General features: G+C 44.9%; 19 protein-coding genes. 6 read left to right on the top strand and 13 right to left on the bottom strand.

Features of this window, described 5'->3' with window-relative positions; translation table 11 throughout:
- The first annotated feature begins 363 nt into the window (after positions 1–363).
- The gene (locus KF839_RS02930) at positions 364–4104 is read left to right on the top strand and encodes an ATP-binding protein (RefSeq protein ID WP_292916332.1); all 3741 of its coding nucleotides are present in this window, start codon (positions 364–366) and stop codon (positions 4102–4104) included.
- A gap of 159 nt (positions 4105–4263) precedes the next feature.
- Here the strand turns inward: KF839_RS02930 and KF839_RS02935 are convergent, their stop codons facing one another.
- From KF839_RS02935 to KF839_RS02980, 10 genes are all read right to left on the bottom strand, one after another.
- A complete protein-coding gene (locus KF839_RS02935; protein ID WP_292916333.1) occupies positions 4264–4875 on the bottom strand; it encodes an exopolysaccharide biosynthesis protein in 612 nt (203 codons plus the stop codon).
- 45 nt (positions 4876–4920) lie between these two features.
- Positions 4921–6144 carry an ABC transporter permease gene (locus KF839_RS02940; RefSeq protein WP_292916334.1) on the bottom strand — a complete coding sequence of 408 codons (1224 nt, stop codon included), beginning with the start codon at positions 6142–6144 and terminating at the stop codon, positions 4921–4923.
- A gap of 67 nt (positions 6145–6211) precedes the next feature.
- Positions 6212–6958 carry an ABC transporter ATP-binding protein gene (locus KF839_RS02945; protein ID WP_292916335.1) on the bottom strand — a complete coding sequence of 249 codons (747 nt, stop codon included), beginning with the start codon at positions 6956–6958 and terminating at the stop codon, positions 6212–6214.
- The gene (locus KF839_RS02950) at positions 6958–8103 is read right to left on the bottom strand and encodes an efflux RND transporter periplasmic adaptor subunit (protein ID WP_292916336.1); all 1146 of its coding nucleotides are present in this window, start codon (positions 8101–8103) and stop codon (positions 6958–6960) included. The genes KF839_RS02945 and KF839_RS02950 overlap by 1 nt, the downstream gene beginning before the upstream one ends.
- Before the next feature lie 408 nt (positions 8104–8511).
- Positions 8512–9786, bottom strand: a complete 1275-nt coding sequence (locus tag KF839_RS02955) for a hypothetical protein (RefSeq protein WP_292916337.1) — start codon at positions 9784–9786, stop codon at positions 8512–8514.
- Positions 9787–9981: 195 nt separating this feature from the next.
- Positions 9982–11493 (bottom strand): M48 family metalloprotease, encoded by a 1512-nt coding sequence (locus KF839_RS02960; protein ID WP_292916338.1) that lies wholly within the window; start codon positions 11491–11493, stop codon positions 9982–9984.
- A 256-nt stretch (positions 11494–11749) separates the two neighbouring features.
- Complete coding sequence (locus KF839_RS02965) at positions 11750–13126, bottom strand: phosphomannomutase/phosphoglucomutase (protein ID WP_292916339.1); 1377 nt, start codon at positions 13124–13126, stop codon at positions 11750–11752.
- A 100-nt stretch (positions 13127–13226) separates the two neighbouring features.
- Complete coding sequence (locus tag KF839_RS02970) at positions 13227–13430, bottom strand: zinc-finger domain-containing protein (protein ID WP_292916340.1); 204 nt, start codon at positions 13428–13430, stop codon at positions 13227–13229.
- A 27-nt stretch (positions 13431–13457) separates the two neighbouring features.
- Positions 13458–14378, bottom strand: a complete 921-nt coding sequence (locus KF839_RS02975; protein WP_292916341.1) for a branched-chain amino acid transaminase — start codon at positions 14376–14378, stop codon at positions 13458–13460.
- Positions 14379–14490: 112 nt separating this feature from the next.
- Complete coding sequence (locus tag KF839_RS02980) at positions 14491–15396, bottom strand: hypothetical protein (protein WP_292916342.1); 906 nt, start codon at positions 15394–15396, stop codon at positions 14491–14493.
- A 281-nt stretch (positions 15397–15677) separates the two neighbouring features.
- Here KF839_RS02980 and KF839_RS02985 point away from each other — a divergent pair, with 281 nt between their 5' ends.
- The 4 genes from KF839_RS02985 to KF839_RS03000 all read left to right on the top strand — a co-directional run bounded on the left by KF839_RS02985 (position 15678) and on the right by KF839_RS03000 (position 19145).
- A complete protein-coding gene (locus tag KF839_RS02985) occupies positions 15678–16541 on the top strand; it encodes a hypothetical protein (RefSeq protein WP_292916343.1) in 864 nt (287 codons plus the stop codon).
- Between the two features lie 170 nt (positions 16542–16711).
- On the top strand, positions 16712–17935 hold the full coding sequence (locus KF839_RS02990; RefSeq protein ID WP_292916344.1) for a bifunctional alpha/beta hydrolase/OsmC family protein: 1224 nt from the start codon (positions 16712–16714) through the stop codon (positions 17933–17935).
- 7 nt (positions 17936–17942) lie between these two features.
- Complete coding sequence (locus KF839_RS02995; protein ID WP_292916345.1) at positions 17943–18347, top strand: RNA-binding S4 domain-containing protein; 405 nt, start codon at positions 17943–17945, stop codon at positions 18345–18347.
- Positions 18348–18359: 12 nt separating this feature from the next.
- Positions 18360–19145 carry an aldolase gene (locus KF839_RS03000; protein ID WP_292916346.1) on the top strand — a complete coding sequence of 262 codons (786 nt, stop codon included), beginning with the start codon at positions 18360–18362 and terminating at the stop codon, positions 19143–19145.
- 92 nt (positions 19146–19237) lie between these two features.
- Here KF839_RS03000 and KF839_RS03005 read toward each other — a convergent pair whose 3' ends face one another.
- Together KF839_RS03005 and KF839_RS03010 are read right to left on the bottom strand one after the other, a co-directional pair.
- Positions 19238–20215: an isoaspartyl peptidase/L-asparaginase family protein gene (locus KF839_RS03005; protein WP_292916347.1), complete on the bottom strand. Its 978-nt coding sequence runs from the start codon at positions 20213–20215 to the stop codon at positions 19238–19240.
- 102 nt (positions 20216–20317) lie between these two features.
- Positions 20318–20830 (bottom strand): protein tyrosine phosphatase family protein, encoded by a 513-nt coding sequence (locus tag KF839_RS03010; protein ID WP_292916348.1) that lies wholly within the window; start codon positions 20828–20830, stop codon positions 20318–20320.
- 96 nt (positions 20831–20926) lie between these two features.
- On the opposite strand from KF839_RS03010, the gene KF839_RS14850 reads away from it, so the two are divergent.
- Positions 20927–21250 (top strand): hypothetical protein, encoded by a 324-nt coding sequence (locus KF839_RS14850; protein ID WP_416362344.1) that lies wholly within the window; start codon positions 20927–20929, stop codon positions 21248–21250.
- Here the strand turns inward: KF839_RS14850 and KF839_RS03015 are convergent.
- The gene (locus KF839_RS03015) at positions 21189–22616 is read right to left on the bottom strand and encodes a cytochrome c peroxidase (RefSeq protein ID WP_292916349.1); all 1428 of its coding nucleotides are present in this window, start codon (positions 22614–22616) and stop codon (positions 21189–21191) included. The genes KF839_RS14850 and KF839_RS03015 overlap by 62 nt on opposite strands.
- Positions 22617–22704 lie beyond the last annotated feature (88 nt).

Genomic DNA, 22704 nt, shown 5'->3' on the forward strand with positions numbered 1-22704 from the left:
TTTATTGAACATGTTCTCATAAAACTATTTTAAACAATCACTTTTCGCATACTTAATCACTAGCTTTCGTCTTACTTACAACAGTTTGTTGTAGTATCGGTAATGCTGATTGATTAACACAACTTTAATGAATCGAAATAATGTTTAAATGCTTGTGCGAAAAGGTTTGACTGATGTTACGACAGAAAGCTTGCAATCTTAATTTGCAATAGAAAGGCATATCGAGGGGTATTTGAACGATACAATCAACTTGCTTGTTGATTGCGTGAATTCTCCTTAATTAAGAGTTAACTCTTTTCATGATTGAATTACAGGTGAAATGTGTTTTCGAATAATAATTCGGATTGATGCAAGGAGAGGCTGATGAAATTCACTTCGCTTACACAACGCTTTGCTGTCTGGTTTACATTAGTTTCCTTATTGCCCATCTTACTGATTGGTAACAGTTTGCTGCACACGTTGGAAACTGAAGCTAAGAAAACCGCTATCCACACTGTTTCTGCCATTGCTGACAAAAAAGTTGAGCAGATTGATAGTTATTTACAAGAGCGCTTGCTTGACGCCAGCTTACTCCGGGATGCGAGTACGACATACGATGCAATGATTAAGCTTTCAAGGGCATTTTATGAAAGCGGTATCGACTCGGATGAATATCTTCAATTGGATGCTAACTATCGCGGAAACTTCCGGCGCTTTGTTCAAGAGGCGAAATATTACGATCTATTTTTAATCTCATTAAAAGGTGACATTGTTTATTCGGATGCGCACGAGTCTGATTTTGCAACGAATTTATTTACGGGTCCTTACCGGGATACCGGGCTTGCGATAGTTGCACGCCGTGCGTTGGATGATTTAATCAGCAGTATTTCCGATTTTGAGTATTATGAACCTTCGCGAGGAGCGATTGCCGCTTTTGTTGCAACGCCGATTATTGTTTCCGGGGAGTTAAAGGGCGTACTGGCATTGCAAATTTACAGCGAACGTGTCTTTGAGGTTATTGCAAATAATGTGGGATTAAGCGACAGCGGTGAAACAATAGTTGCCCGCTTGGAGGATAAGCAGACAGCACTCATTATGGCTCCGCTGAAATATGATGCTGGAGCGGCATTAAAGCGCACCATTCCACTCAATAATTTACCGTCATCCACAGCCATGCAGCATGCTTTAAATGGGGAGTCTGGCGGAGCGATTACCGTGGATTATCGGGGTAAAGAGGTTATTGCGGCATGGCGCTATTTGCCGAGAATGAAATGGGGAATCGTTGTTCATATCGATGCCGATGAAGCGTTCGCTTCCGTATATACGGTTCATTACATGGGGTTGATATTGCTGGCTTTGACCGTATTAGCCGCATTGTTTGGTGCTGTTCTATTTAACCGTCGGGTCGTAACACCCTTGAAGCACTTGAATCAGAATGCGCTAGACATTTCAGCGGGTAATTTTCATCAAAGGGTCGCAGTCGAAGGTTGGGATGAAATGAAGCAGCTCGCCGATACATTTAATGTCATGACAGAGCAACTTAACGCCAGTGATCAGAAACGCAATAAAGCGGAGAATAATTTACTAAAGCTCAATCAGGAGCTTGAAGAAAGAGTGACAGCCCGGACTGCCGATCTGCAACGCGCAAATATCGCTTTAGCAATAAAAGAAGAAGAAATGCGTTCAGTTGTTGAGCATATGGTGGATTGTGTTGTTACAACCGACGAGAAAGGAACGATTCTCTCAGTCAATCCGGTCATGGAAAAACTATTCGGCTATAGCCATGATGAAATGATCGGACAGAATATTGCGATCATTATACCGGAGCCTGATCGAAGCAAACATGAGAGTTATATGGAAAATTACTGTCGGACCGGACATGGTCAGGAGTATGTCGGTCGCCCGTATCTTTCAGGTTCTCATGGAATTGGATTGGGTCGGGAAGTGATTGGCGTCAATAAAGATGGGGAACAGTTAGAGCTCTATTTAGCGGTCAGTGAATACTTTGTTGCCGAGAAAAGACATTTCACCGGTGTGTTGCGGGATATTCGCGAGCATGTGCGCATTATGCAGGACTTAAGGCAGGCTCAAGTAGATGCGGATCAAGCTAATAAGGCCAAATCAGCATTTTTGGCCGCAATGAGTCATGAAATCCGCACACCGATGAATGGTGTAATCGGTATGATTGACGTGCTGAGGCAGACCAGTCTAAGCGGTTATCAAATGGAAATGGCCAATTTGATAAGAGATTCTGCGTATGCATTACTTGCCATCATTGAGGATATTCTGGATTTTTCCAAAATTGAGGCCGGTAAGCTGGAAATCGAAAAGATTCCAATGTCAATCGCCAGCATTGTCGAAAACGCTTGCGGTATGTTGGCGCAACTGGCTCTTAACAAGAAAGTTGAGCTAACGTTGTTCATTGACCCCGCTATTCCGAAAAATGTGCTGGGTGATCCCCTACGGTTACGTCAAGTACTTGTCAATATTGTCAATAATGCAATCAAATTTTCCAGCAAGCAAGAAAAACAAGGCAAAGTTTCGGTGCGGGTTTTATTGACGGAGTCCGATTCGGAGAAAACTGTAGTTACGTTTCAAATTACCGACAACGGGATCGGTATGGATAAAATGACACAAGAAAAGCTATTCAAATCCTTTTCCCAGGGAGATCCATCGACCACCCGGCGATTTGGCGGAACCGGTCTGGGATTGGCGATCTCCCATCATCTTGCAGAATTGATGGATGCGGAAATTACCGTACAGAGTGAGCCCCAGCATGGCTCCGCTTTTATTATCCAAATGCCTTTCATTCCTTTACCGGATAAGCCTAACGCTATACAGACAATTGAAGATCTCGCGGGATTGAATTGCTTGATCCTAGGGAGCAATGAGAGTCTAAGTAATGATTTGGCGGTTTATTTACAAAGCGCGGGTGCAAGCGTCAAGCAAGTCACCGACTTTTCTCAGTTGAATCGATTGATCCGGCGATTAACTCCCGGGCTCTGGCTTGTTGTAATCGATGCGGGGCAGGAAGGGCCATCGATTGACGAGCTTCGCGCGGTATTCAGTGAACGCTCCGAAAAGATCAAGGCGAATGTGCACAGTGTGACGGATAAATCGACAGCATTTATTGAACCCCGCTTTGTGGTGATCAAACGCGGCCGCCGCAGACAGGCACGTATTGAAGATATTGATATTATCACGCTGGATGGTGATGTGATGTATCGTCAGTCGCTGCTGCGAGCAATGGCAATCGCGGCCGGAAGAACCGATGCATACGAGGAAAAAACATCGATCGTTGATGTTTTAAAACAGGCGCCGGTGCCTATTTCCCGTGAAGAAGCTTTGCGGCAAGGTAAATTAATTTTGGTTGCGGAAGATAATGAGATCAATCAGAAAGTTATCCGGCAGCAACTCAATCTGCTTGGTTATGCCGCTGATATTGCCAATGATGGATTGGAAGCATTGAAGCGTTTTCAGCAATGTAATTATGGGCTGCTTCTGACAGATCTGCATATGCCCGAAATGGACGGTTTCGATTTGACGAAAAAGATTCGTGCGACGGAAACCGGGCAGAAGCATCTGCCAATTGTCGCATTGACCGCTAACGCGTTGAAAGGAGAAAAAGAACATTGTTTGAGCATTGGTATGGATGATTATTTAAGTAAACCGGTGCAACTGGAGGACTTACATTCTTTATTGGAAAAATATTTGCCAAACTCAAAACCGGAATCAGAAATACCATCGAATGATCCGCTGATCGAACCAATCGATGACATAAAAGCAACGCCAGCGGTTGTGGATGTGAGTGTATTAAAAGAATTGGTAGGCGATGACCCGGCAACGATCAAGGAATTGCTTTTGGAATTTCGTACCGACGCCGAAAAAATCGCACTAGAGATACTTGCGGCATATCAATCAAAACAATTCGCGGTGGTTGGATCGCTGGCGCATAAACTTAAATCATCTGCGCGCTCGGTGGGAGCGATTGCTTTGGGTGATTTGTGTGCTGAAATCGAACAAGCTGGTAAAGGGAGTGATGCGGCAACCCTGGCAACAATCTTGCCGCAATTCAGCACTCAATTGGCGGCGGTGAGGTCTTATTTGGAAAAAAACGAGTCGTAGTTTTAGAGAAACCTTTAGAGCGTTTTTTGAGAGCTAAACGAGATGCGGTAATCAGCTTGAATTACCATTGATCTGATTGGGTGGAACGGTTATCGCCGGTAATGCCGGGCTTTTAGTGCCGCTTCCTAAGCATGAATTTTACAGACGATTACATCGGAATCAATAAAAAGCGGGCATGGATATTCCCATCCACAGCATCATGAGAACAATCATCGTAATGCCGATTCCGATGGTGCCAATGATCATTCCGATTAGAATCGTAACGCCGTCTCGATTGAGAAGCCCTAAAGACATCACCAGAACTCCCCATCCGGGTGGAAAATTTGTCAAAGGAATCGGAAGAGCGATGGATACGGTGAAAACAAATGCAAAGATACCGATGATTCGTTCCCATGTATGTACGCTGATGTAAGTCATGCGAGGTTGCATTCTATTCTCTATTTTTCTCAACCAGGGATTTGCCTTAGTGATTATTTTTTCCAGACTTTCTCGCTTAACAATTTTTTTCTCTATCCAAGCTGGAAGCCATGGGGCGCGCATACCTAAAATCATTTGAGTAGAAAAAATGAATAATGGAATTGAGAAAAGGGTTGTGTATCCCGGGGGAACGGGGATTGGCAAGCAAAGCGGTAAAGCTCCGATTGCCATTAAAATGCCAAAGCCTCGTTCATGCAGGGCATTTTTGATTTCACCCACGGTCATGGCTTCTTTCTTATTTTCAATTACAACAATTGCCAGGAAATCAGAAGTAGGGCGCTCTTTAATTGTCATTCTCAATTCCTTTTTTAGTTTCGAGGCAAGCCGCGCATCAGGGAATTACTCATAACGTAGCGCATCAACGGGCTTTAACGAAGATGCCTTCCTCGCCGGATAAAAACCAAAGAAAACCCCGACAGCGGATGAAAATAGAAAAGCCAGACCGATCATGCCGAACGTGATGACGATCAGCATATCCGCGACCTGGCTTACGATCCATGCCCCTGTGATTCCTAGTAACAATCCGATACTACCTCCCAAAACACAAATCATGATCGCTTCCAGTAAAAATTGAGTAAGGATTGCGCGTTGATTGGCGCCCAAAGCCATCCGAATACCGATCTCGCGAGTACGCTCCGTAACCGAAACCAACATGATGTTCATAATGCCGATGCCACCTACCATCAAAGAAACTGATGCAATGGCGCCTAGCACAATTGACATGATTTTTGCGGCATCCGTAGCCACATCGGCAATCGCTGTTAGGTTACGCACAGTAAAATCATTATCCTTACCTTGTTGAATCCGGTGGCGTTGACGCAGTAACTGGGTTATTTCGATTTCTGCGATATCCATGTCATCGGCAGATTTTCCTTGTACCAACATATAACGGATAGAACCTGGAAACTGATTGCCGGTAATTTGTCTTTCGCTGGTGGTGATAGGGATATAAACGTTATCGTCTTGATCGCGCCCCGTTAGACTTTGTCCTTTAGCCATCAGTACACCGACGACTTGGAAAGGCCTATTGGTGATCCGGATCGTTTTGCCAATCGGATCCTCTTCCCCGAAAAGATTTTTCGCAGTAACCGAACCTAAAACAGCTACACGGGCGGCGGAACGTAAATCGGATTCGGTGAAAGTTGTGCCGGATTCCATTTTCCAGTTACCGACAACAAAATAATCGGGCGTGGTTCCCGTGATGATCGTGCTCCAGTTCTTGGAAGCATAGTTGAGTTGCACTGTTCCGGTCGTAACCGGTGACGTTGCTGCGATCGATGTCAAATCCGCGATGGCATAAGCATCATTGATGGTTAGTGTTCTTACGCTACCGCTGCCGAAGCTGAAGCCGCCGGATGATGTGGCGCCCGGTACTACAAGGAATAAATTGCTACCCATTGCTGCAATCGTTTCATTTATTTTAGTGCGCGCGCCTTGTCCAATGGACAGCATCAGCACTACTGCAGCGACACCGATAATCATACCCAGCATCGTTAGCCCGGTTCGCAGGCGATTTTGACGTAAAGCGCGGAACGCTTCGCTGAGAATTGTAGTTAAGTTCATCGAGTTCGATCCATTCTTAAGAATTGCATGTTATGACTAACCCAAATGGAATCAAACTGAACCTGGTTTAGTGATCGCCGGTAATGGTATTTTTGTCGTCATAAATGACACATCCGTCTTTTAATCGGATTAAACGCCTTGCATAGGACGCGATGTCGTCTTCATGAGTCACCAGTACGATTGTTATTCCTTGCTCGCGATTCAGTTGCTCAAATAACAACATAATCTCCTTGCTGGTTTGGGTATCCAGATTGCCGGTTGGTTCATCCGCAAGAATTAAAGGAGGGTGATTGACCAATGCGCGGCTGATCGCAACACGCTGTTGCTGCCCACCTGATAGTTGATTGGGTTGATGCATGGCAAATTTTTCCAGACCGGTGCGGCATAAAAGCGCGAGTGCTTGCTTGCGGCTTTGGGATCGATTAATGCCGGCATATAACAGTGGAACGGCGACATTATCCAAGGCTGTCATGCGTTTTAGAAGATTGAATCCTTGAAATACAAACCCGATACTTTGATTCCGAATGCGTGCCAATTCATTTTCGGTCAGTGTGGAGATATTTTTGCCCGACAACCAGTAAGATCCACTGGTCGGTATATCCAAACAACCGAGGATATTCATTAATGTTGATTTTCCCGATCCCGAATGTCCCATGATGGCAACAAATTCACCTTGATACACCGTCATGTTGATGTCAAATAACACCTGATTGACAATGGATTTGCCATCGGTGCCTTGTAAGCTATAGCTTTTACACAAATTTTCAATTCGTATGACGGTCGTATCAGCGTTATTGTTTTGAGTCAGAACCATTAAAAGAACCTTAACCTAAACTTGCTCTCGGATTCCTTCTTATCAACCGCTTCACTAATAATGACCTGATCTCCGGGGTTAATTTCTCCACTGATGATTTCCGTGAAATTCCCATCGGAAATTCCAGTGACAATATTCACAGGCAGGGGGGTATTTTCCTTTAGAACGAATAGCTTTGATTGCCCGGTTTTAGGTGAAGTTTTACCCGATTCATTAAAATGATTGTCTTTCGGTTGAAATCGTAAAGCTGCATTGGGGGTCCGTAGAACATCGTTTTTTTGCGCCACAACAAAGTGAATATTGGCAGTCATGCCAGGGAGCAAAGCTTCATCTTGATTATCGACGATTGCGACGACGTTGTAAGTGACAACATTTTCCTGAATGGTCGGATTGAGCCGGACTTGCTTTACAGCACCGGTAAAATGGCGATTCTGGAAAGCATCGACCGAGAAATTGATCGCTTGTTCGGTATGTAATAAACCAATATCCGCTTCCGCAACGCTGATATTAATTTGCATCTGATGTAAATCTTGAGCAATTTTAAATAAGATCGGTGTCTGAAAGTTGGCTGCAACGGTTTGACCGATATCGACATCCCGGTCAATCACGACCCCTGATATCGGAGAGCGAATAATGCTGTAGTTAAGATTGGTTTGATCGCGTTCCACTTGCGCTTTACTGACAGCTAATTGCGCGCGCGCTGTCTCGGTTTCTTGCTCGGTTATCTCCAAGGCTTCCGGCGAGATGAATCCCTGTTGTTGTAATAATCGATGGCGCTTTAGTTTATTTTCCGCAATTTTTAATGCTGTTTGCGCACTTAGAAGATTGGCTTTGGATTGTTGCAATTGCGCACGTAATAATGCCGGATCGAGTTCTGCCAGAATCTGGCCGATTTCTACGCGATCGTTATAGTCTGCATGCAGCTTTGCCACGGTACCCGAAACCTGAGTACCGACATTGACTAAAATAAGCGGCGTTAACGTGCCATTGGCGGAGATCGTTTGAATAATGTCGCCGCGTTCAATACTTCTGGTTTTATATTGATTCGTCTGAGATTCTTTCTGATTGATACTGTACCAATAAGTAATAATGGCAATAATCAATACTAATAGAAGAGCAATTCGCTTGCCATTTTGAGTAAACATCTGGAAATATCTTTTTTCAATGAGGTAGCGCTAATGTCGATTACTTTTACGAGTGTTTAAATAGTATAAAGCATTCGTATTTTAAACTTTAATAGGGGAGAGCAGTATCAGAATATGTTGGAGCTGAAGCGGATCAGAGCGCCTCAGAAATGTATTGAGAGGTTAAGTCGTAGTTTTTAGTTAAGAAAGCATGGATCCAGTGCTTTTTGAATATGAGCAAAATAAGCAGTTACCAATTTCGTACGGTTGATTGCTTTGTGAAGCTCTGAAAAATGATGCGTGATGATCAAGCAAGTCAAAATCAGGCGAAGAAGCGCAGTTTACATCAAGGTAAATGAGCTTCCGCACCTGATTCCGATACTGCAGATCAAACACTACAATTTTTCAGAACTTCTTTAACAATAAATACTAGGGTTGCAGTTTTTTCATCATTGGCTGCAAACGTTTAATCGTAGCCGGAGAGATTAAATCTTTCCGCTCAATTAATTTAATGGCCGATGCCGGTGCGCAATTAGTCACCTCTACCAATCGGACAACCAACGGGTTAAAAGTCACATCGACACCGGTATAGCTACCTGCATCATCGCCGTCTCTATCGCCGCGGAATACAAATTCTTTCACCGGTCCATTGGGGCCACCGCCCTGACGGTCTTCGTTATGGTCGGTATCCACATAGTGCGCTGTGCTTTCCGAGCCACTGATGATGCGATCGATGCGTTTGCCGGGCGGTGCCGTATAATACTGTATGACACGCTCGCCTTCAGCAGTAGTCCAATCTTGGCGTGTTTCCTGCGCTTTCATCCATAAGCGGAAACTGATGTGAGTCCCATCATTAATCCAGCTTGCTTTAGCCCATACCTCCGGTCCGTGACCGGCGTATTCTTTATCACCACGGGTATGCGGCGGTGTATAGGTTAATTTAGCTTGTGGCAGCACGGTATGATCTTCTTCTTTACAAACCGGTGTTGCTGGCTGGATAACCGCGATGCTGGAAATTTGGCGGTTTTGCCATTCCAATATGAGCCGGTCGCTGGTTTTTGATAAAGGCACTCCGTTACCACCAAGGTTGAGGGTCATGTGATAATGCGTCAAGCGATCAAGCTGGGACGACACGTCTTGCGTGCGTGTTCCATCGTGTAGTGTAACTTTGATCGGGGTGGTATCGAAATCGTAACCAAAGAATTCCAATTTTGTGCGGCGGCTTGGGTCCAGCGCCATATCGACGGCTGCCGGGGTTACTTGGCACAAAGCGGGTTCAACTGCGGGCACCGGTTGATGCATCAGGCGGGCGCGAATTCTAGCTAAGGCCTGACGCACACGGGCGCCTACGAAATCCATGTTGCAACGCAATTCACCACCCGTTGCAGCAACGCTGCGATTTAACAAGTCTGAAACTTCATTTCGAACAGTGGATTGCGCATCGCTGGTCAACTTCGAAGTGGTATCTTGCAGCACAGCCTGCCATGATGCGGAATTCCGATCTAAAGCATCGATGGCGCCATCCAAGGTGGCTAATGTGTCGCCGGTTACGTCGCTAACGGTATCAGTGACTTTTTCAATTTTGTCGCCGATACTGCAACCTGCGATTAAAATCGATAGAAACAACAAAGACCAGGGTAAAATTGCCGGAATTGCCCGGTCAATCCAAACGAAACGTGATGAAAAATTTGAGGTTGCTGACATGCTGTTATTCTCCTTTGGGTTGTAAGGTAAACTCGCATTTCTACGGTGCGCAGCAAGATTTAGCTAGCGGACATAGCTATATAAAACGATCTTAAGTTAAAGTCAAATATGAATATCGAAGTTTAATTCATTATTGCGACAAACTTTCTGCAAGTGGCTTTATTCCGCAACGCGAGAAGCATCAACAATAAAGGTTCATTTTTCTTTTTCCTCTTCATCAATCAGTGTCTGGATTTGTTTTAAGCGCGCTTCGATGCTTGAGAGTTGATAAAAATTGCCATTGTCATTCTGCAGTGCAGTTTTTAATTGGTTTGCAGCCGCTTTGTAATGAACTTTCAGAAAATACACTTCGGCTTGCGCACGATGCTCAAGCATTTTATCGCCCAGAAGGGAATAGCATTGGGCTTGCAGTCCATATAACTTTGGGTCATTGTGGATCAGTTGCAATTGCTGGTTGATAAATTCGAGTGCATCTTTAACTTGCTTATTCTGAATTAAAGCTCGCGCATATCCATGTATCAAGGCCTGATATTGCGGGTAAATTTTTAAAGCGCTTTGATAGATCTTCAATGCCGCGTCAATTTCTTTATTTGCTAGTTTTACGCTGGCCGCCAGTGTCTCGATCATGGCGCCTGCGATAATATTCTTGGATTCAATCCGGATGGTGGCGCCTAATTGATGACCAGCGAGAGACGAGGGTGTCGTATCGTTCTGCAAACGCTGATACAAGTGGGTTAGTTCCGAGTTAGCTTGTTTATATTTTTTATTACGCATCAACGCTTGGATATAGCCGTACCGTTCCGCGATTTCGTTGTTATACCGTTTCTCATCCAAGCGTGTTTTGAATTGCGTGACTGCATCATGCGGTTTTCCTTGTAATGCGCGTAACTTGGATCGGACCAGCAGGAAATCGATACTGTCGGATACTTGGCGATAAGGCATGTCGCGGATTCGGTTTTGGATGTCGGCAATCCGTTCATAGGTGATTGGATGCGTACGCAAGTAGGACGGTGCTCCGGTTTCGTGAAATCGGCCGGATTTTTGCAGACGCTCGAAAAATGTCGTCATTCCTTGCGGATCGAATCCGGCATCAAGCAAAATATTCAAACCAATTCGATCAGCTTCTTTTTCATGATTCCGGGTAAAGTCCAGCTTCGATTGAATCATGCTTGCCTGCGAAGCAATCAATACCGCTTGACTTGCTTGAGGACTGGAACGTGTGGCGATGATTGCGACCGCGAGTGCTGCGATTGATTTAATCCAGTCGTACTTTTGCGCGGCTATCATACGTGCCAGATGCTTTTGCGTAACATGCGCGATCTCATGAGACATCACGGCAGCCAATTCGGATTCGCTCTGCGCCGCGATCATAAGACCGCTGTTAAAACCCATGAATCCTCCGGGTAATGCAAACGCATTGATCGATGGATCTTGGACGGCGAAAAACTCAAATAACTGATCGACGCTGGCTTCATTGGATTTTGTGATTAATTTATGACCGAGATTGTTGAGGTAGTTGGCAATTTCCGGATCGTCCATATAAGCCGGATCGGCGCGGATCTGCCGCATGATTCTTAAGCCAAGCTGCCGTTCTTGGTGAGGTGTGATGGTGACTTGCGATACATCGCCTAATTCGGGAAGCTCATGGGCAAAAACTTTAGCTGGGAACAACAACGATAATGTGATGATCAAGTAAACAAATTTCATGAACATTAGAAGAACTGAACTGCTCGATTCAAACGGTTAATGCCTGAATTAAATGAAGTTTTTGAGCCGAAAAACTGATTATTGTACTATTTGATAGATTGGACAATGCAATGTAATTGTCGTTGCCCATTTCAATGGGAATAATTTCTGACCAATTGCTTGATCAATCTGTTTTGCAAGACAAAAGAGGAGTTTGAAGGTTCCTCTTTTGTTGATCGGTTAATATTCAATATTGAAACCGATTTGTCGGCCTTTATTAAAAAGGCAATTGCGCATCCGGTTTTGCTTGCAGGATGTTGTGACGAAAGTCTTCTTGAATGCGTTGCAGCGCAGCCGGATTATCCGCTTCAAAACGTAGCACGACCACCGGCGTGGTATTGGAGGCGCGCGCCAAACCGAAACCATCCCGGTATTCCACGCGTAAACCATCGGTCGTAATAATTTGTTGCGGATTATCAAACACTGCATTTTTTTGTAATTGTGTTATCAGCAAATGATTTTCACCTTCCGCAGTACGTACTTGCAGTTCCGGCGTGTTGAGGCTATCGGGTAAATTATTCAGTACCGCATTGATATCGGACTCACGACTGAGCAATTCGAGTAGCCGCGCACCGGCATATAATCCATCGTCAAAACCATACCAGCGTTCTTTAAAGAACAGATGACCACTCATTTCTCCGGCTAATAACGCTTTTTCTTCGATCAATTTGGATTTGATGAACGAATGACCGGTTTTCCACATTACGGGAGTTCCGCCATGCTGCGTGATCCATGGCGCTAGATTCCGTGTGCATTTGACATCAAAAATAATTTTCGCACCGGGATTACGTGATAGCACGTCAGTGGCAAACAACATCAACTGGCGGTCCGCATTAATGATATTGCCATTTTTAGTAACAATACCAAGCCGATCGCCATCGCCGTCAAAAGCCAATCCGATTTCAGCATCCGTAGTTTTTAATGCTTGAATGACATCGCTCAGATTGTCGGGTACGGACGGATCCGGGTGATGATTGGGAAATGAGCCGTCGACATCACAGAATAACTCGGTTACATCACAACCCAAACTTCGATAGAGCGCTGGCGCATAAGCACCGGCAACGCCATTGCCGCAATCAACAACAATTTTAAGCGGGCGAGCCAATTGCACATCGCTGGTTATTCGTTGCAAATAGGCGTCGGTGATATTGTGCTGGGAATAATTACCGGTGCCATGGCTCAATTCATTATTTTCGATGCGGATTCGCAATGCTTGTATGGTCTCAGCCGCCAAGGTCTGGCCGCCTAAAACAATCTTAAAACCATTGTATTCGGGTGGATTATGGCTGCCGGTCACCATGACGCCGGAATATTGACATAATTCATGGGCAGCAAAATAAAGCATCGGTGTGGCAACCATGCCGACATCGATGACGTTGACTCCACTTTTTTGAATACCCCGGGCTAAGGCTTGCGATAACTCGGGACCGGATAAACGGCCATCACGGCCAATGGCAATGGCTGTCAGATTTCTAGCGCGCGCTTCGGAGCCGATGGCATGGCCAATCTTTTCGACATTCTCAGCAGTGATCGTTTTATCAACGATACCGCGAATATCATAAGCTTTGAAAATTTCGTGTGGAATAACTGGCATTATGTTAGCAACCCGGAATTGGAACGATTAATGAGATTTTCAATCGGTGTGGAATAAAACGCATTGTAAAGCTCGAATTCGAAAATATTGTCGGCGATCATTAATGGTGCGCCGCAGTGGCTCCACCTTTGAGAATATAGTGTGTGCCGCAATAAGGGCAGAGTGCTTCACCCGTTGCTTCAATCGGTAGAAAGACCCGTGGATGCGAGTTCCAGAGCATCATGGCCGGAGTGGGGCAGTGTAGTGGTAAATCATCTGCCGTTACTTCAATAGTCGGTGTTTTATGGTTCGCTGGTTGACTCATCTTTGTTGCTGCTCCCGTATTTAATGATTAGACCAAAGTTAGCCAATTTTCATGATTCTTGGCTTTGCCTTTGACACAATTGAAAAATAAAGTTTGTATTTTTTCGGTAATCGGACCACGTTTACCTGCGCCAATAGTGCGATTATCCAGCTCACGAATCGGTGTTACTTCGGCGGCCGTGCCGGTAAAAAAAGCCTCTTCGGCACAGTAAATTTCATCACGGGTTATGCGCTTCTCAATGACCGGAATACCGAGCTCAGCAGCTAATTCCATGATGGATGCTCGAGTGATGCCTTCCAGGCAGGAAGTGAGATCAGGCGTATAAAGTTTGCCTTGTTTAACGATAAAGATATTTTCCCCCGATCCTTCAGCGACATAGCCTTCCACATCGAGTAGCAATGCTTCGTCATAACCATTGAACGCAACCTCTTGATTCGCCAGAATCGAGTTAGCATAGGTCGTTACCGACTTGGCGCGGCACATATTGATGTTGACATGATGGCGGGTGAACGAAGAAGTTTTAACGCGAATGCCATTCTCCAGCGCTTCGGCTCCTAAGTATGTTCCCCAAGGCCAAGCGGCGATTGCGACATGAACCGATAAGGTTTTTGCTGAAAGCCCCATTGCTTCGGCGCCATAGAATGCAATGGGGCGAATATAACCGGACGTCAATTTATTTTGTTTGACCACATCACACTGGGCTTGCATGAGCGTAGCCTTATCGTACGGTATTTTCATCATGAAAATGTGCGCCGAGTTGTACAAACGGTCGGTATGTTCCTGCAAACGAAAAATCGCCGGACCTTGTGCGGTTTCGTAGGCTCGTAAGCCTTCAAAAACCCCTAGCCCATAGTGCAGTGTGTGCGTTAAAACATGCGTGTTGGCATCCCGCCAGGGAACCATTTTCCCGTCATACCAGATTACTCCGTCACGGTCAGCCATCGACATCCAGGTACTCCTGATAAAAGTTCTAAAAGCGCATATTCTAACTTATTTTTTATAAGACGTTGAAACACCCGGCGTCAATAGGTGGCTGCGCGTATTCGAATCCATTGATTGACTATCTTCGTCTTTGGGTCAGTTGCTCGAAATACTTTTCAAATCGGAGATAAGGATTGTGTGGCTGGTGCAAAATTGTATTGATTAATTGCAATAATGGATATTGCTGGATGTTGATTAACTGATGCTTCTCAATCATTTGCAGAGTGTGCGGTCCTTCACCGGAAATGTTATCGGTTTTTCCTTTGGCAATTTTCCGCCCTAATTCATGGTGGTGTGAGTTTTCACTGGTTGCCGTAGCGACAAGATCACCTAATCCTGACAAACGATAGGGCGTATCTGTTTGACCCCCCATCGCTTTGGCGATCAGCTGCAATTCTTGCAACGCTGCAGTCGTCAGGTGGCCGCGCATATTGGCACCCAGCATTAATTCATCCGCGATGCCAAATAGCATTGCATATACATTTTTCAAGATTACTGACCAGCTGATTCCTTCGATATCAAAAGTATGTTCTAAGTATAATTTGGTATGATCAAAACAGGTTTGTATCGTCTTAAATGCCGTAAGATCGCGGCATCCCAATTGTGCAAATGCGTAGCTCCCGGCGAGAATTTCTTCGGCGATCATGGGACCGTACAGAAGCGCATGCGGGTGACCCGGCGGCAAATTTTCATTAAAGATTTGCGCTGCAGTTTTTCCAGTCTCATCCAATCCTTTTGCGACACTGATACATAAGCAATTTCTTTTCAGATGAGGTGTGATTCGTTGAGTGACTTCCCGGTGCGCATTAACGGGTAAACAAAACAACGCGATGTCGGCTTGCGGTACCAATTGTTCTAATGTAACCGGTATGAAATTTGCTGATGGGTATTTATCCCAAACTGCTACTGGACAATGCTTTTTAAGTAAAAATTCTAGGGCATGACCAATTTCTCCATAACCTAAAATAAGAATTTTAGTAGACATTTTTAATTGAGCGGCGTTGATTGGGATGAAACATCGTTTTTATCATAAAAAATATTACTTAATTCTCCCCCGTAGTTATTAGATAATATTTAATAGATTGGTTTAAGAATAACGTGCAACTATTTGTAAATATAAATACATAATCCGTGTTGCGACAATTTGTCGCATTGCAAACTAAATAAGAATCATTAACAATGCGAATATGGCATACTTAAGCATTGGTTGTCGTTTTAGTCATAACAAATTGTCAAAAGCATACTTATTTTGAGGAATAATAACGAATGCCGCATTTATCTCAACATCAAACCACGATTCTTCAGCTTTTTCTGGCGATGTTTAATGCGTCTCCCGGTTTGGATAATTTAAGAATACTTGCATCACAATTACATGATAATCAATCGCTGGCAAGCTTGACACAATGGTTGGCGAACAGTGCGATATTTTATGGTAAGGATTATGCACATTTGAATTCCGAAGCATTCGCGCATAGGCTCGTCGATGATTTGTTCGGTGAACAGGTTTCAAATGCTAATAAGATGCTTATTTATGATTTCATTGTCAATCAATCGGCTGCTGGCGTATCGCAAGATCAACTGATTACCGAATTAGTCAATGCTTTATCGGTAATTTCGACATCCGATCGCAATTGGGGGCAAGCCGCGATACAACATAATATCAATGGTATCAATAAGATTCTGGATCATTTGTTAGCCGATACTTTTGCACTAAACAATCGGGCTATCGTGAAGGATCATATGATCATGCAGATCATGAGTGGTGGAACCCTCGGCGAAACAATAATATGGGCGGTCAATACGGTGGGGAATGTCGATCTTGATAATATTGTTTGGGGAAATGCTTCCAGGCTATTTAAGAATCGATTGGAAGTTTCAAAATATTATTCGGTTGATATGGCTGGAAAATCAATCGATTTTATATCGACGCAAAAAATTCTTGAGGCAGTTACTGAAGATAGCGATACGGTTGTTAAAGCCAAGATGATCATTGATTCCAAGCTTAATAACAGCGGTTCTTCATTTACATCGATTGATTTTCAACTGTATCAAACGATCAAGAAAATACATGACAATTCACTGTCAATGATTCTAAAAAACTTACCTTCGAACGAATTAATGGTTGGCTGAAATAAGCAGAGAGAATTTTATAAAATATTGTTTAATAGAGATATCTACACCGATTATAGTGTTTTTATAAATACTACCGTAACACGCTAGAAATTCATTCGCGTTAGGTTATTTTTGATACTATGCACACTACCGATCAACTTTGTGCGATTTGCTGTTTAAAGTAACCCATGCCCCGTATCGAAACGAAGTTTCAAAATTCACAAGGCGAATTGCTATCAGGTTCGCTGGAGTTACCCATTGGCGCCACGCAATCATACGCAGTGTTTGCGCACTGTTTTACTTGTTCCAAAGATAATCCAGCCGCTGCGCGAATCGCATCGGCACTTGCGAATCATGGTATTGCAGTATTGCGTTTCGACTTTACCGGGTTAGGGAGTAGTGAAGGGGATTTTTCTAACACTAATTTCTCATCAAATTTACAGGATCTAATAGCGGTTGCTGATTATCTTAAGCAACACTATGCGGCTCCGTCTTTATTGATCGGCCATAGTTTGGGAGGGGCTGCCGCTTTGGCCGTTGCGCATGATATTCCTTCGGTCAAAGCAGTCATTACCATCGGTGCGCCGGCTACTGCTGCACATGTTAAGCACTTATTCGCAGATTCATACAAAAAACTCAATGATGAATCAGTCGTATCGGTACAATTATCGGGAAGGAGTTTCAATATCAAACGTCAATTCATTGATGATTTGGAGAAATATAATTCTGCGGAACACATTGGGGCGTTAAAAAAAGCATTACTGATCCTTCACTCGCCGGTCGATACGATTGTTTCAATTGATGAAGCAGCCAGGATTTACAGCGCCGCCAAGCATCCTAAAAGCTTCGTATCGCTGGATCACGCCGATCATCTGCTATCCAATCCGGTGGATTCACGCTATGTCGCAGAAGTGATAGCTGCTTGGGCAAAACGCTATCTGACAAACGATTCATTATCGATAGAACCAAAAGAGCAGTCAATCTCAGAAGGCACGGTTGTCGTTCGGGAACGCGATAAAAAATTTACCCGCGAGATTCTGACGCATCGGCATCGTTTGATGAGTGATGAACCGATCGCATCGGGCGGTTCCGATCTGGGATTGAATCCTTACGAGCTTTTACTGGCGGCTTTGGGGAGTTGTACTTCGATGACGCTTCGTATGTACGCTAATCATAAGCAAATCGATCTTCAGGATATCCGTGTTGAATTACATCACAGCCGGATTCACGCGGATGATTGCTCGGACTGCGAAAAACAAAAAACGCTCATCGATGTCCTGACGCGCACCATTCAATTAACGGGAAACTTGAGTGATCAACAACGGAATCGGTTGCTGGAAATTGCCAATCAATGTCCGGTACATAAAACGCTGCAGGGTAAAATTCGAATCGATACCAATCTTGTAGATTAGTAAGAAAATGCAATCAGCGGATAGTATAGAGAAATATCGTATCGATAAATGGTTGTTTGCCGCTCGCTTCTTTAAAACACGCTCTTTGGCGGCGGAAGCCATTGATCGGGGGCGAGTGACTGTAAACGGTCTGCGGGTAAAGCCGGCCAAAGTGCTTTCAACAGGAGACATGTTGATAATTCGCATCAATAATTGTCGCTATGAGATTGAAGTATTGGATTTGACGAATAAAAGAGGTTCCGCAACAATTGCACAACAACTTTACCGCGAAACCGAAGAAAGCCGCAAGCAGCGTGAACTGCTGACCGCTTGTCTCAAAGCCCAACCGCAGCCGTTTTCCACCAAAGGCCGTCCGACTAAGCGCGATCGCAGGGAGATAGAGCGTTTTATCACCGGCAACGATGACTATTAAGAATTTCTAATAATGGCTAATGACACTTTTAATTTAGATAAAGAGCGGCTTATCAAGCAGTCTTTTGTGGAAATGGATAAGCATTTGCAGGGGACCGATTATTCACCGGCGCAAAAATTGGCGCTTACTTGCCGAATATTATTCGACAACGGACATGATTCCGGATTAGCCGGGCAGATCACCGCTCGCGGCGAAACGCCGGGAACCTACTTAACTCAGCGGCTAGGGTTTGGTTTTGACGAAATTTGCGCAAGCAATCTGCTACTCGTGAACGAAGATTTGGAGGTTTTGCAAGGGGACGGTATGGCGAATCCGGCCAATCGTTTTCATTCGTGGCTTTATCGTGCCAGACCCGATGTCCAATGCATTATCCACACGCATGCGGTGCATACTGCGGCGCTCAGCATGCTGGAAGCGTCTTTGGAAATCTCGCATATGGATAATTGCGTGCTATATGACGATGTTGCTTTCTTATCCAAGTGGCCGGGTGTTCCGGTCGGTAATGAAGAGGGCGAGTTGATTTCCAAGGCTATCGGCAATAAACATGCATTATTGCTGGCGCATCATGGGCTTCTGATCGCCAGCTCGAGCATTGAAGAAGCTTGCATACTGGCGCTTGCGTTTGAGCGGGCGGCGCGGATGCAATTACTTGCGATGTCCGCTGGTAAAATTCAGCCGATCGATCCTGATCTTGGGCGAGAAGCGCGCGATTGGATTTTGCGCGGTCAGCGGAGTGCGGTCGCTTTTGCTTATTATGCACGGCGCACTTTACGCAAAGGCGCTGATTGTTTGGATTAGTCCGGCACCGATCTCAATTGCTGAAACTGCAATAGAGCGTCTGTCTATTGGCTTTCCTGGAAGTATTTCGGTAAGTATGGGGAGTGCTTACTTTATATCTCTGATTCGTCATGGAAGATACCAGTCCATGCAATGCCATTATGACCGATGGTGCCTTGATACATGCCGCTGGTGTTAAACCGCATCGCATAATCACCTTTGACATTCAGTACAATTAAGCCGCCGTCTCCACCGATGCTTGAGATCTCTTTCAGCGTGGTGTCGGCGGCTTCGTGGATCGGTTTTTGCAGCAACATTATTTGCGCAGCTGTTTGATATGCGGCGGCGGTGCGAATAAACATTTCTCCGGTACCCGTTGCTGATACTGCAACCGAGCGATTGTCGGCATAAGTGCCAGCGCCGATGATCGATGAATCACCTACACGCCCCCGCCGCTTATTGGTCAATCCACCGGTTGATGTACCGGCGGCAAGATTGCCATGGCGGTCTAATGCAACTGCACCGACAGTTCCATGTTTTTTATCGTTGTTTGTAAATGGACGATTGGAATCGATATCGTGATCCCGCAGCACTTGTTTCTTAGCGAGCGCTTTTTGTAATTGTTCCCAACGATAGGAGGTATGGAAATATTCAGGATCAACGATCTCCAAACCTTGCTCTGCGGCGAAAATTTCTGCACCTGGTCCAATCAGCATCGTATGCGTGCTTTTTGTCATGACCGCATGCGCAGCACGAATCGGATTGCGAACCGTTGTGACGCCGGCAACCGCGCCTGCTAAGCGCGTGGAACCCTCCATGATTGAAGCTTCTAATTCATTTTGCCCTTCACGGCTAAAAACCGACCCCTTGCCGGCGTTGAAAAGTGGCGAATCTTCCATGACCACGATGGCGGCAGTCACAGCATCGATACAGCTTCCGCCGATTTTAAGCACGTCGTAACCGGCACTTAGTGATTGTGTCAGCACCTGACGGTAAGCCGCTTCACGTTCTGCAGACAAGCGGCTTTGTTTTATCGCACCGGCACCGCCATGAATCACCAATCGAAAAGGAACATCATGCGATGCTGTCATGTGTAATCGAGTTTATTGGAGGGATCAAGGTCGCGAAAAACTGACAGCCAGTGACAACCGCACAATTACCATTTAATGATGGATCGTTATTGTGATTAGATTCTAATGATTCAGAGATTCCCGAAGCTTCTCTTCCATGGGCGGACGCAACCCCGATTTACGAGCAGCTTCAATGGCAACTTCCGGGTCCATTCCTTGACTGATTTGGTATCGCGCCCACATGGCACTCGCACGATTGCCGGATCCGCAGTGAATGAGTATGGGTTGTTGTGCCGTTTCGATTGCTTTGGTGAAAGCGGCCAGTTGTTCGCTGCTAATGCCGGCTACAGTCATAGGGATATTTATATAATTCATGCCGGCACGATCAACGAGGGATTTTTCTTCGGCGGTTCCTTCATTGGCGGTTCGCATATCGATAATGGTCTTAAAGCCGGTTGCAGCCAATGCCGACGCGCCGCCTTCGCCGATGAGGCCGGATATGGCGATTTGATCGGAAATACGACTGTAATTTTGTACTGCGCTGACCTGATGACCAAAAGGTGTACGCCCGGAAGCTTGTGTTGTACCGGTAAAGATTAGGGCGCTTAATGTCATCAAAGTGATAAAGTATTTCATGAAAAACCTCATTGCGATATTAGGAAAGAAATCACTGTTCATCAGGATTGTAGCCGCACTTTTTATTCGAGTACAGATTATTCGAGTTCTAGGTCGATCAATTTTTTGATGTCTGTCGGTATATTGGTACTACTTCAAATTCTGTTTACTTATCTATCCGCTTTTCAATTAATTTTTGGTACAGTCGCGCTTGATGTCGATGCTTGGGCAAGGATTATCGCAACCGGCTTGGTGTTATTTTTTATCATTGAATTTGAGATATATTTACTGTGGTGCAGTGGTGGAGAAGAATTGGAGGGGCAATCGACTCGAATTTCATCGAGTAACTGCCCCTTTTTAGAGAGAGAAAATTGTGACTTTATAAAGCTGCAAGAAACGCGATCAAATCGTCTTTTTCACTTTCAGTCAAACCGATATTAAAGCGCGTATTGTAGAATTCCACGACTTCATTCAAGTTTGCGGCGGAACCGTCATGGAAGTAAGGTGGACGTGAAGCGACCGAGCGTAAAATGGGTCCTTTAAAACGGCCGATATCTTTCCACTTACCGGTAATCAGAGCCCGTCCGGGATCGGTAGTCTTGATGACTTCGTTCGTTGTTTTATTTTTCAGGGTGTACAAAGGCATATCCGGTGTGCGGCGCGATTCGTCAGCGACACCGATATCCAATGGCATTGGTGTCGAATGATTTCCTGAATTAGGTGTATTGTGGCAGGTTGTGCACGTGCCTGGCAGTATCGCGATGTTCAAATCATCGTTAATGCCTTTGACACCGCTGATCAAGATTGGCTTGGTATTAAATAGCGCCTGACCGCGTGCGATTGCGGCGCGGGCATTTTTAGTGCTGTTTGGTGATTTGTTCGGTTTAATGTCGTTCCAGCTGTTATAGAGCGACATGACAACAGGATTAAATGGTTTGCGAGTTTTATAATCGCCAACTAAAGTGTCATTAATACCAAAATAATAACGCTGTTTTGTTAATTCCTCAGGACTACCCAGCCCTTTTTCCGCGGTTAGATTCCCGGCTTTGTTGTCATTGATTTGCGCAGTAAATAAGCCGAGTTCAAATGCTACGATGGCATGACGCTCTTCACTGGTCAGATCCTGCAATGCTTCGGCATGACCTAAGGTCGCGTGGTTTGCCTGGGTACTTAAGTCAAACGATACGGGCGAGAAGCAAGTTGCAGTGTTATAGATACAGTCACTGGAACCTGGCATTTGAGTTGTTTCGCGTCCATCCCACATGACAGCGCTGAGAAATTTCAGATTGGTGGTTGGCATTGGGCGGCGGAATAATGATAACTCCGTTTCGTTTGCATATCCATAGGGGTCATCGGCTTCGATCAATTCGAATTCGGCGTCAGCGGGAATACCGATTCCAACTCGAATGTTACCCTTGTTTAGCAGCATACTGTAAGCCTCGCGGCGTGTTTCTACGGTAGATACATCAGCGAGCGGCGAGTTGGCGCCGTCAACCAAGCGGAACAATGGATCCAATCCTTGGGTTTTGTCGAAAAGTTTTTGCACGCCGGATGGTGTGATGGTCCATCCTTGCGTGGGGGCATGGCACGAAGCACAACTACGACCATTGGTTCCTAAGTTTTTGAAAAAAGGATTTTTTAAATCAATAAATCCTGTGGTACTGTAAGTGGCATCTTCGCCATGGTTATTTTTTGATTTAAACATATTCGGTAATCGATAATCTTCATGCTCGTGATCATCTTTTGCAAAAACTGGTGAAGATAGTAAAAAAACTAATGCAGATATTGCTTGCATGCTAACAATCATTGTGTTTCTCATTTAGATTCCTTCTGTTATATATAAAAAAATGAGCTAAATTTCTTGGAAATTTAGCTCGGTGACACTTCAGTCATTT

The organism is Nitrosomonas sp. (assembly GCF_019635155.1).
GTDB lineage: Bacteria > Pseudomonadota > Gammaproteobacteria > Burkholderiales > Nitrosomonadaceae > Nitrosomonas.

Excerpts from the sequence above, each read along its gene's own strand:
- KF839_RS03005 (WP_292916347.1), bottom strand. The coding sequence starts at position 20,215 with ATGACAGCATCGCATGATGTTCCTTTTCGATTGGTGATTCATGGCGGT.
- KF839_RS03000 (WP_292916346.1), top strand. The coding sequence starts at position 18,360 with ATGGCTAATGACACTTTTAATTTAGATAAAGAGCGGCTTATCAAGCAG.
- KF839_RS02990 (WP_292916344.1), top strand. The coding sequence starts at position 16,712 with ATGCCCCGTATCGAAACGAAGTTTCAAAATTCACAAGGCGAATTGCTA.
- KF839_RS02945 (WP_292916335.1), bottom strand. The coding sequence starts at position 6,958 with ATGGTTCTGACTCAAAACAATAACGCTGATACGACCGTCATACGAATT.
- KF839_RS03010 (WP_292916348.1), bottom strand. The coding sequence starts at position 20,830 with ATGAAATACTTTATCACTTTGATGACATTAAGCGCCCTAATCTTTACC.
- KF839_RS02965 (WP_292916339.1), bottom strand. The coding sequence starts at position 13,126 with ATGCCAGTTATTCCACACGAAATTTTCAAAGCTTATGATATTCGCGGT.
- KF839_RS02995 (WP_292916345.1), top strand. The coding sequence starts at position 17,943 with ATGCAATCAGCGGATAGTATAGAGAAATATCGTATCGATAAATGGTTG.
- KF839_RS02960 (WP_292916338.1), bottom strand. The coding sequence starts at position 11,493 with ATGAAATTTGTTTACTTGATCATCACATTATCGTTGTTGTTCCCAGCT.
- KF839_RS02970 (WP_292916340.1), bottom strand. The coding sequence starts at position 13,430 with ATGAGTCAACCAGCGAACCATAAAACACCGACTATTGAAGTAACGGCA.
- KF839_RS03015 (WP_292916349.1), bottom strand. The coding sequence starts at position 22,616 with ATGATTGTTAGCATGCAAGCAATATCTGCATTAGTTTTTTTACTATCT.
- KF839_RS02940 (WP_292916334.1), bottom strand. The coding sequence starts at position 6,144 with ATGAACTTAACTACAATTCTCAGCGAAGCGTTCCGCGCTTTACGTCAA.
- KF839_RS02930 (WP_292916332.1), top strand. The coding sequence starts at position 364 with ATGAAATTCACTTCGCTTACACAACGCTTTGCTGTCTGGTTTACATTA.
- KF839_RS02935 (WP_292916333.1), bottom strand. The coding sequence starts at position 4,875 with ATGACAATTAAAGAGCGCCCTACTTCTGATTTCCTGGCAATTGTTGTA.
- KF839_RS02950 (WP_292916336.1), bottom strand. The coding sequence starts at position 8,103 with ATGTTTACTCAAAATGGCAAGCGAATTGCTCTTCTATTAGTATTGATT.
- KF839_RS02985 (WP_292916343.1), top strand. The coding sequence starts at position 15,678 with ATGCCGCATTTATCTCAACATCAAACCACGATTCTTCAGCTTTTTCTG.
- KF839_RS02975 (WP_292916341.1), bottom strand. The coding sequence starts at position 14,378 with ATGTCGATGGCTGACCGTGACGGAGTAATCTGGTATGACGGGAAAATG.
- KF839_RS02955 (WP_292916337.1), bottom strand. The coding sequence starts at position 9,786 with ATGTCAGCAACCTCAAATTTTTCATCACGTTTCGTTTGGATTGACCGG.
- KF839_RS02980 (WP_292916342.1), bottom strand. The coding sequence starts at position 15,396 with ATGTCTACTAAAATTCTTATTTTAGGTTATGGAGAAATTGGTCATGCC.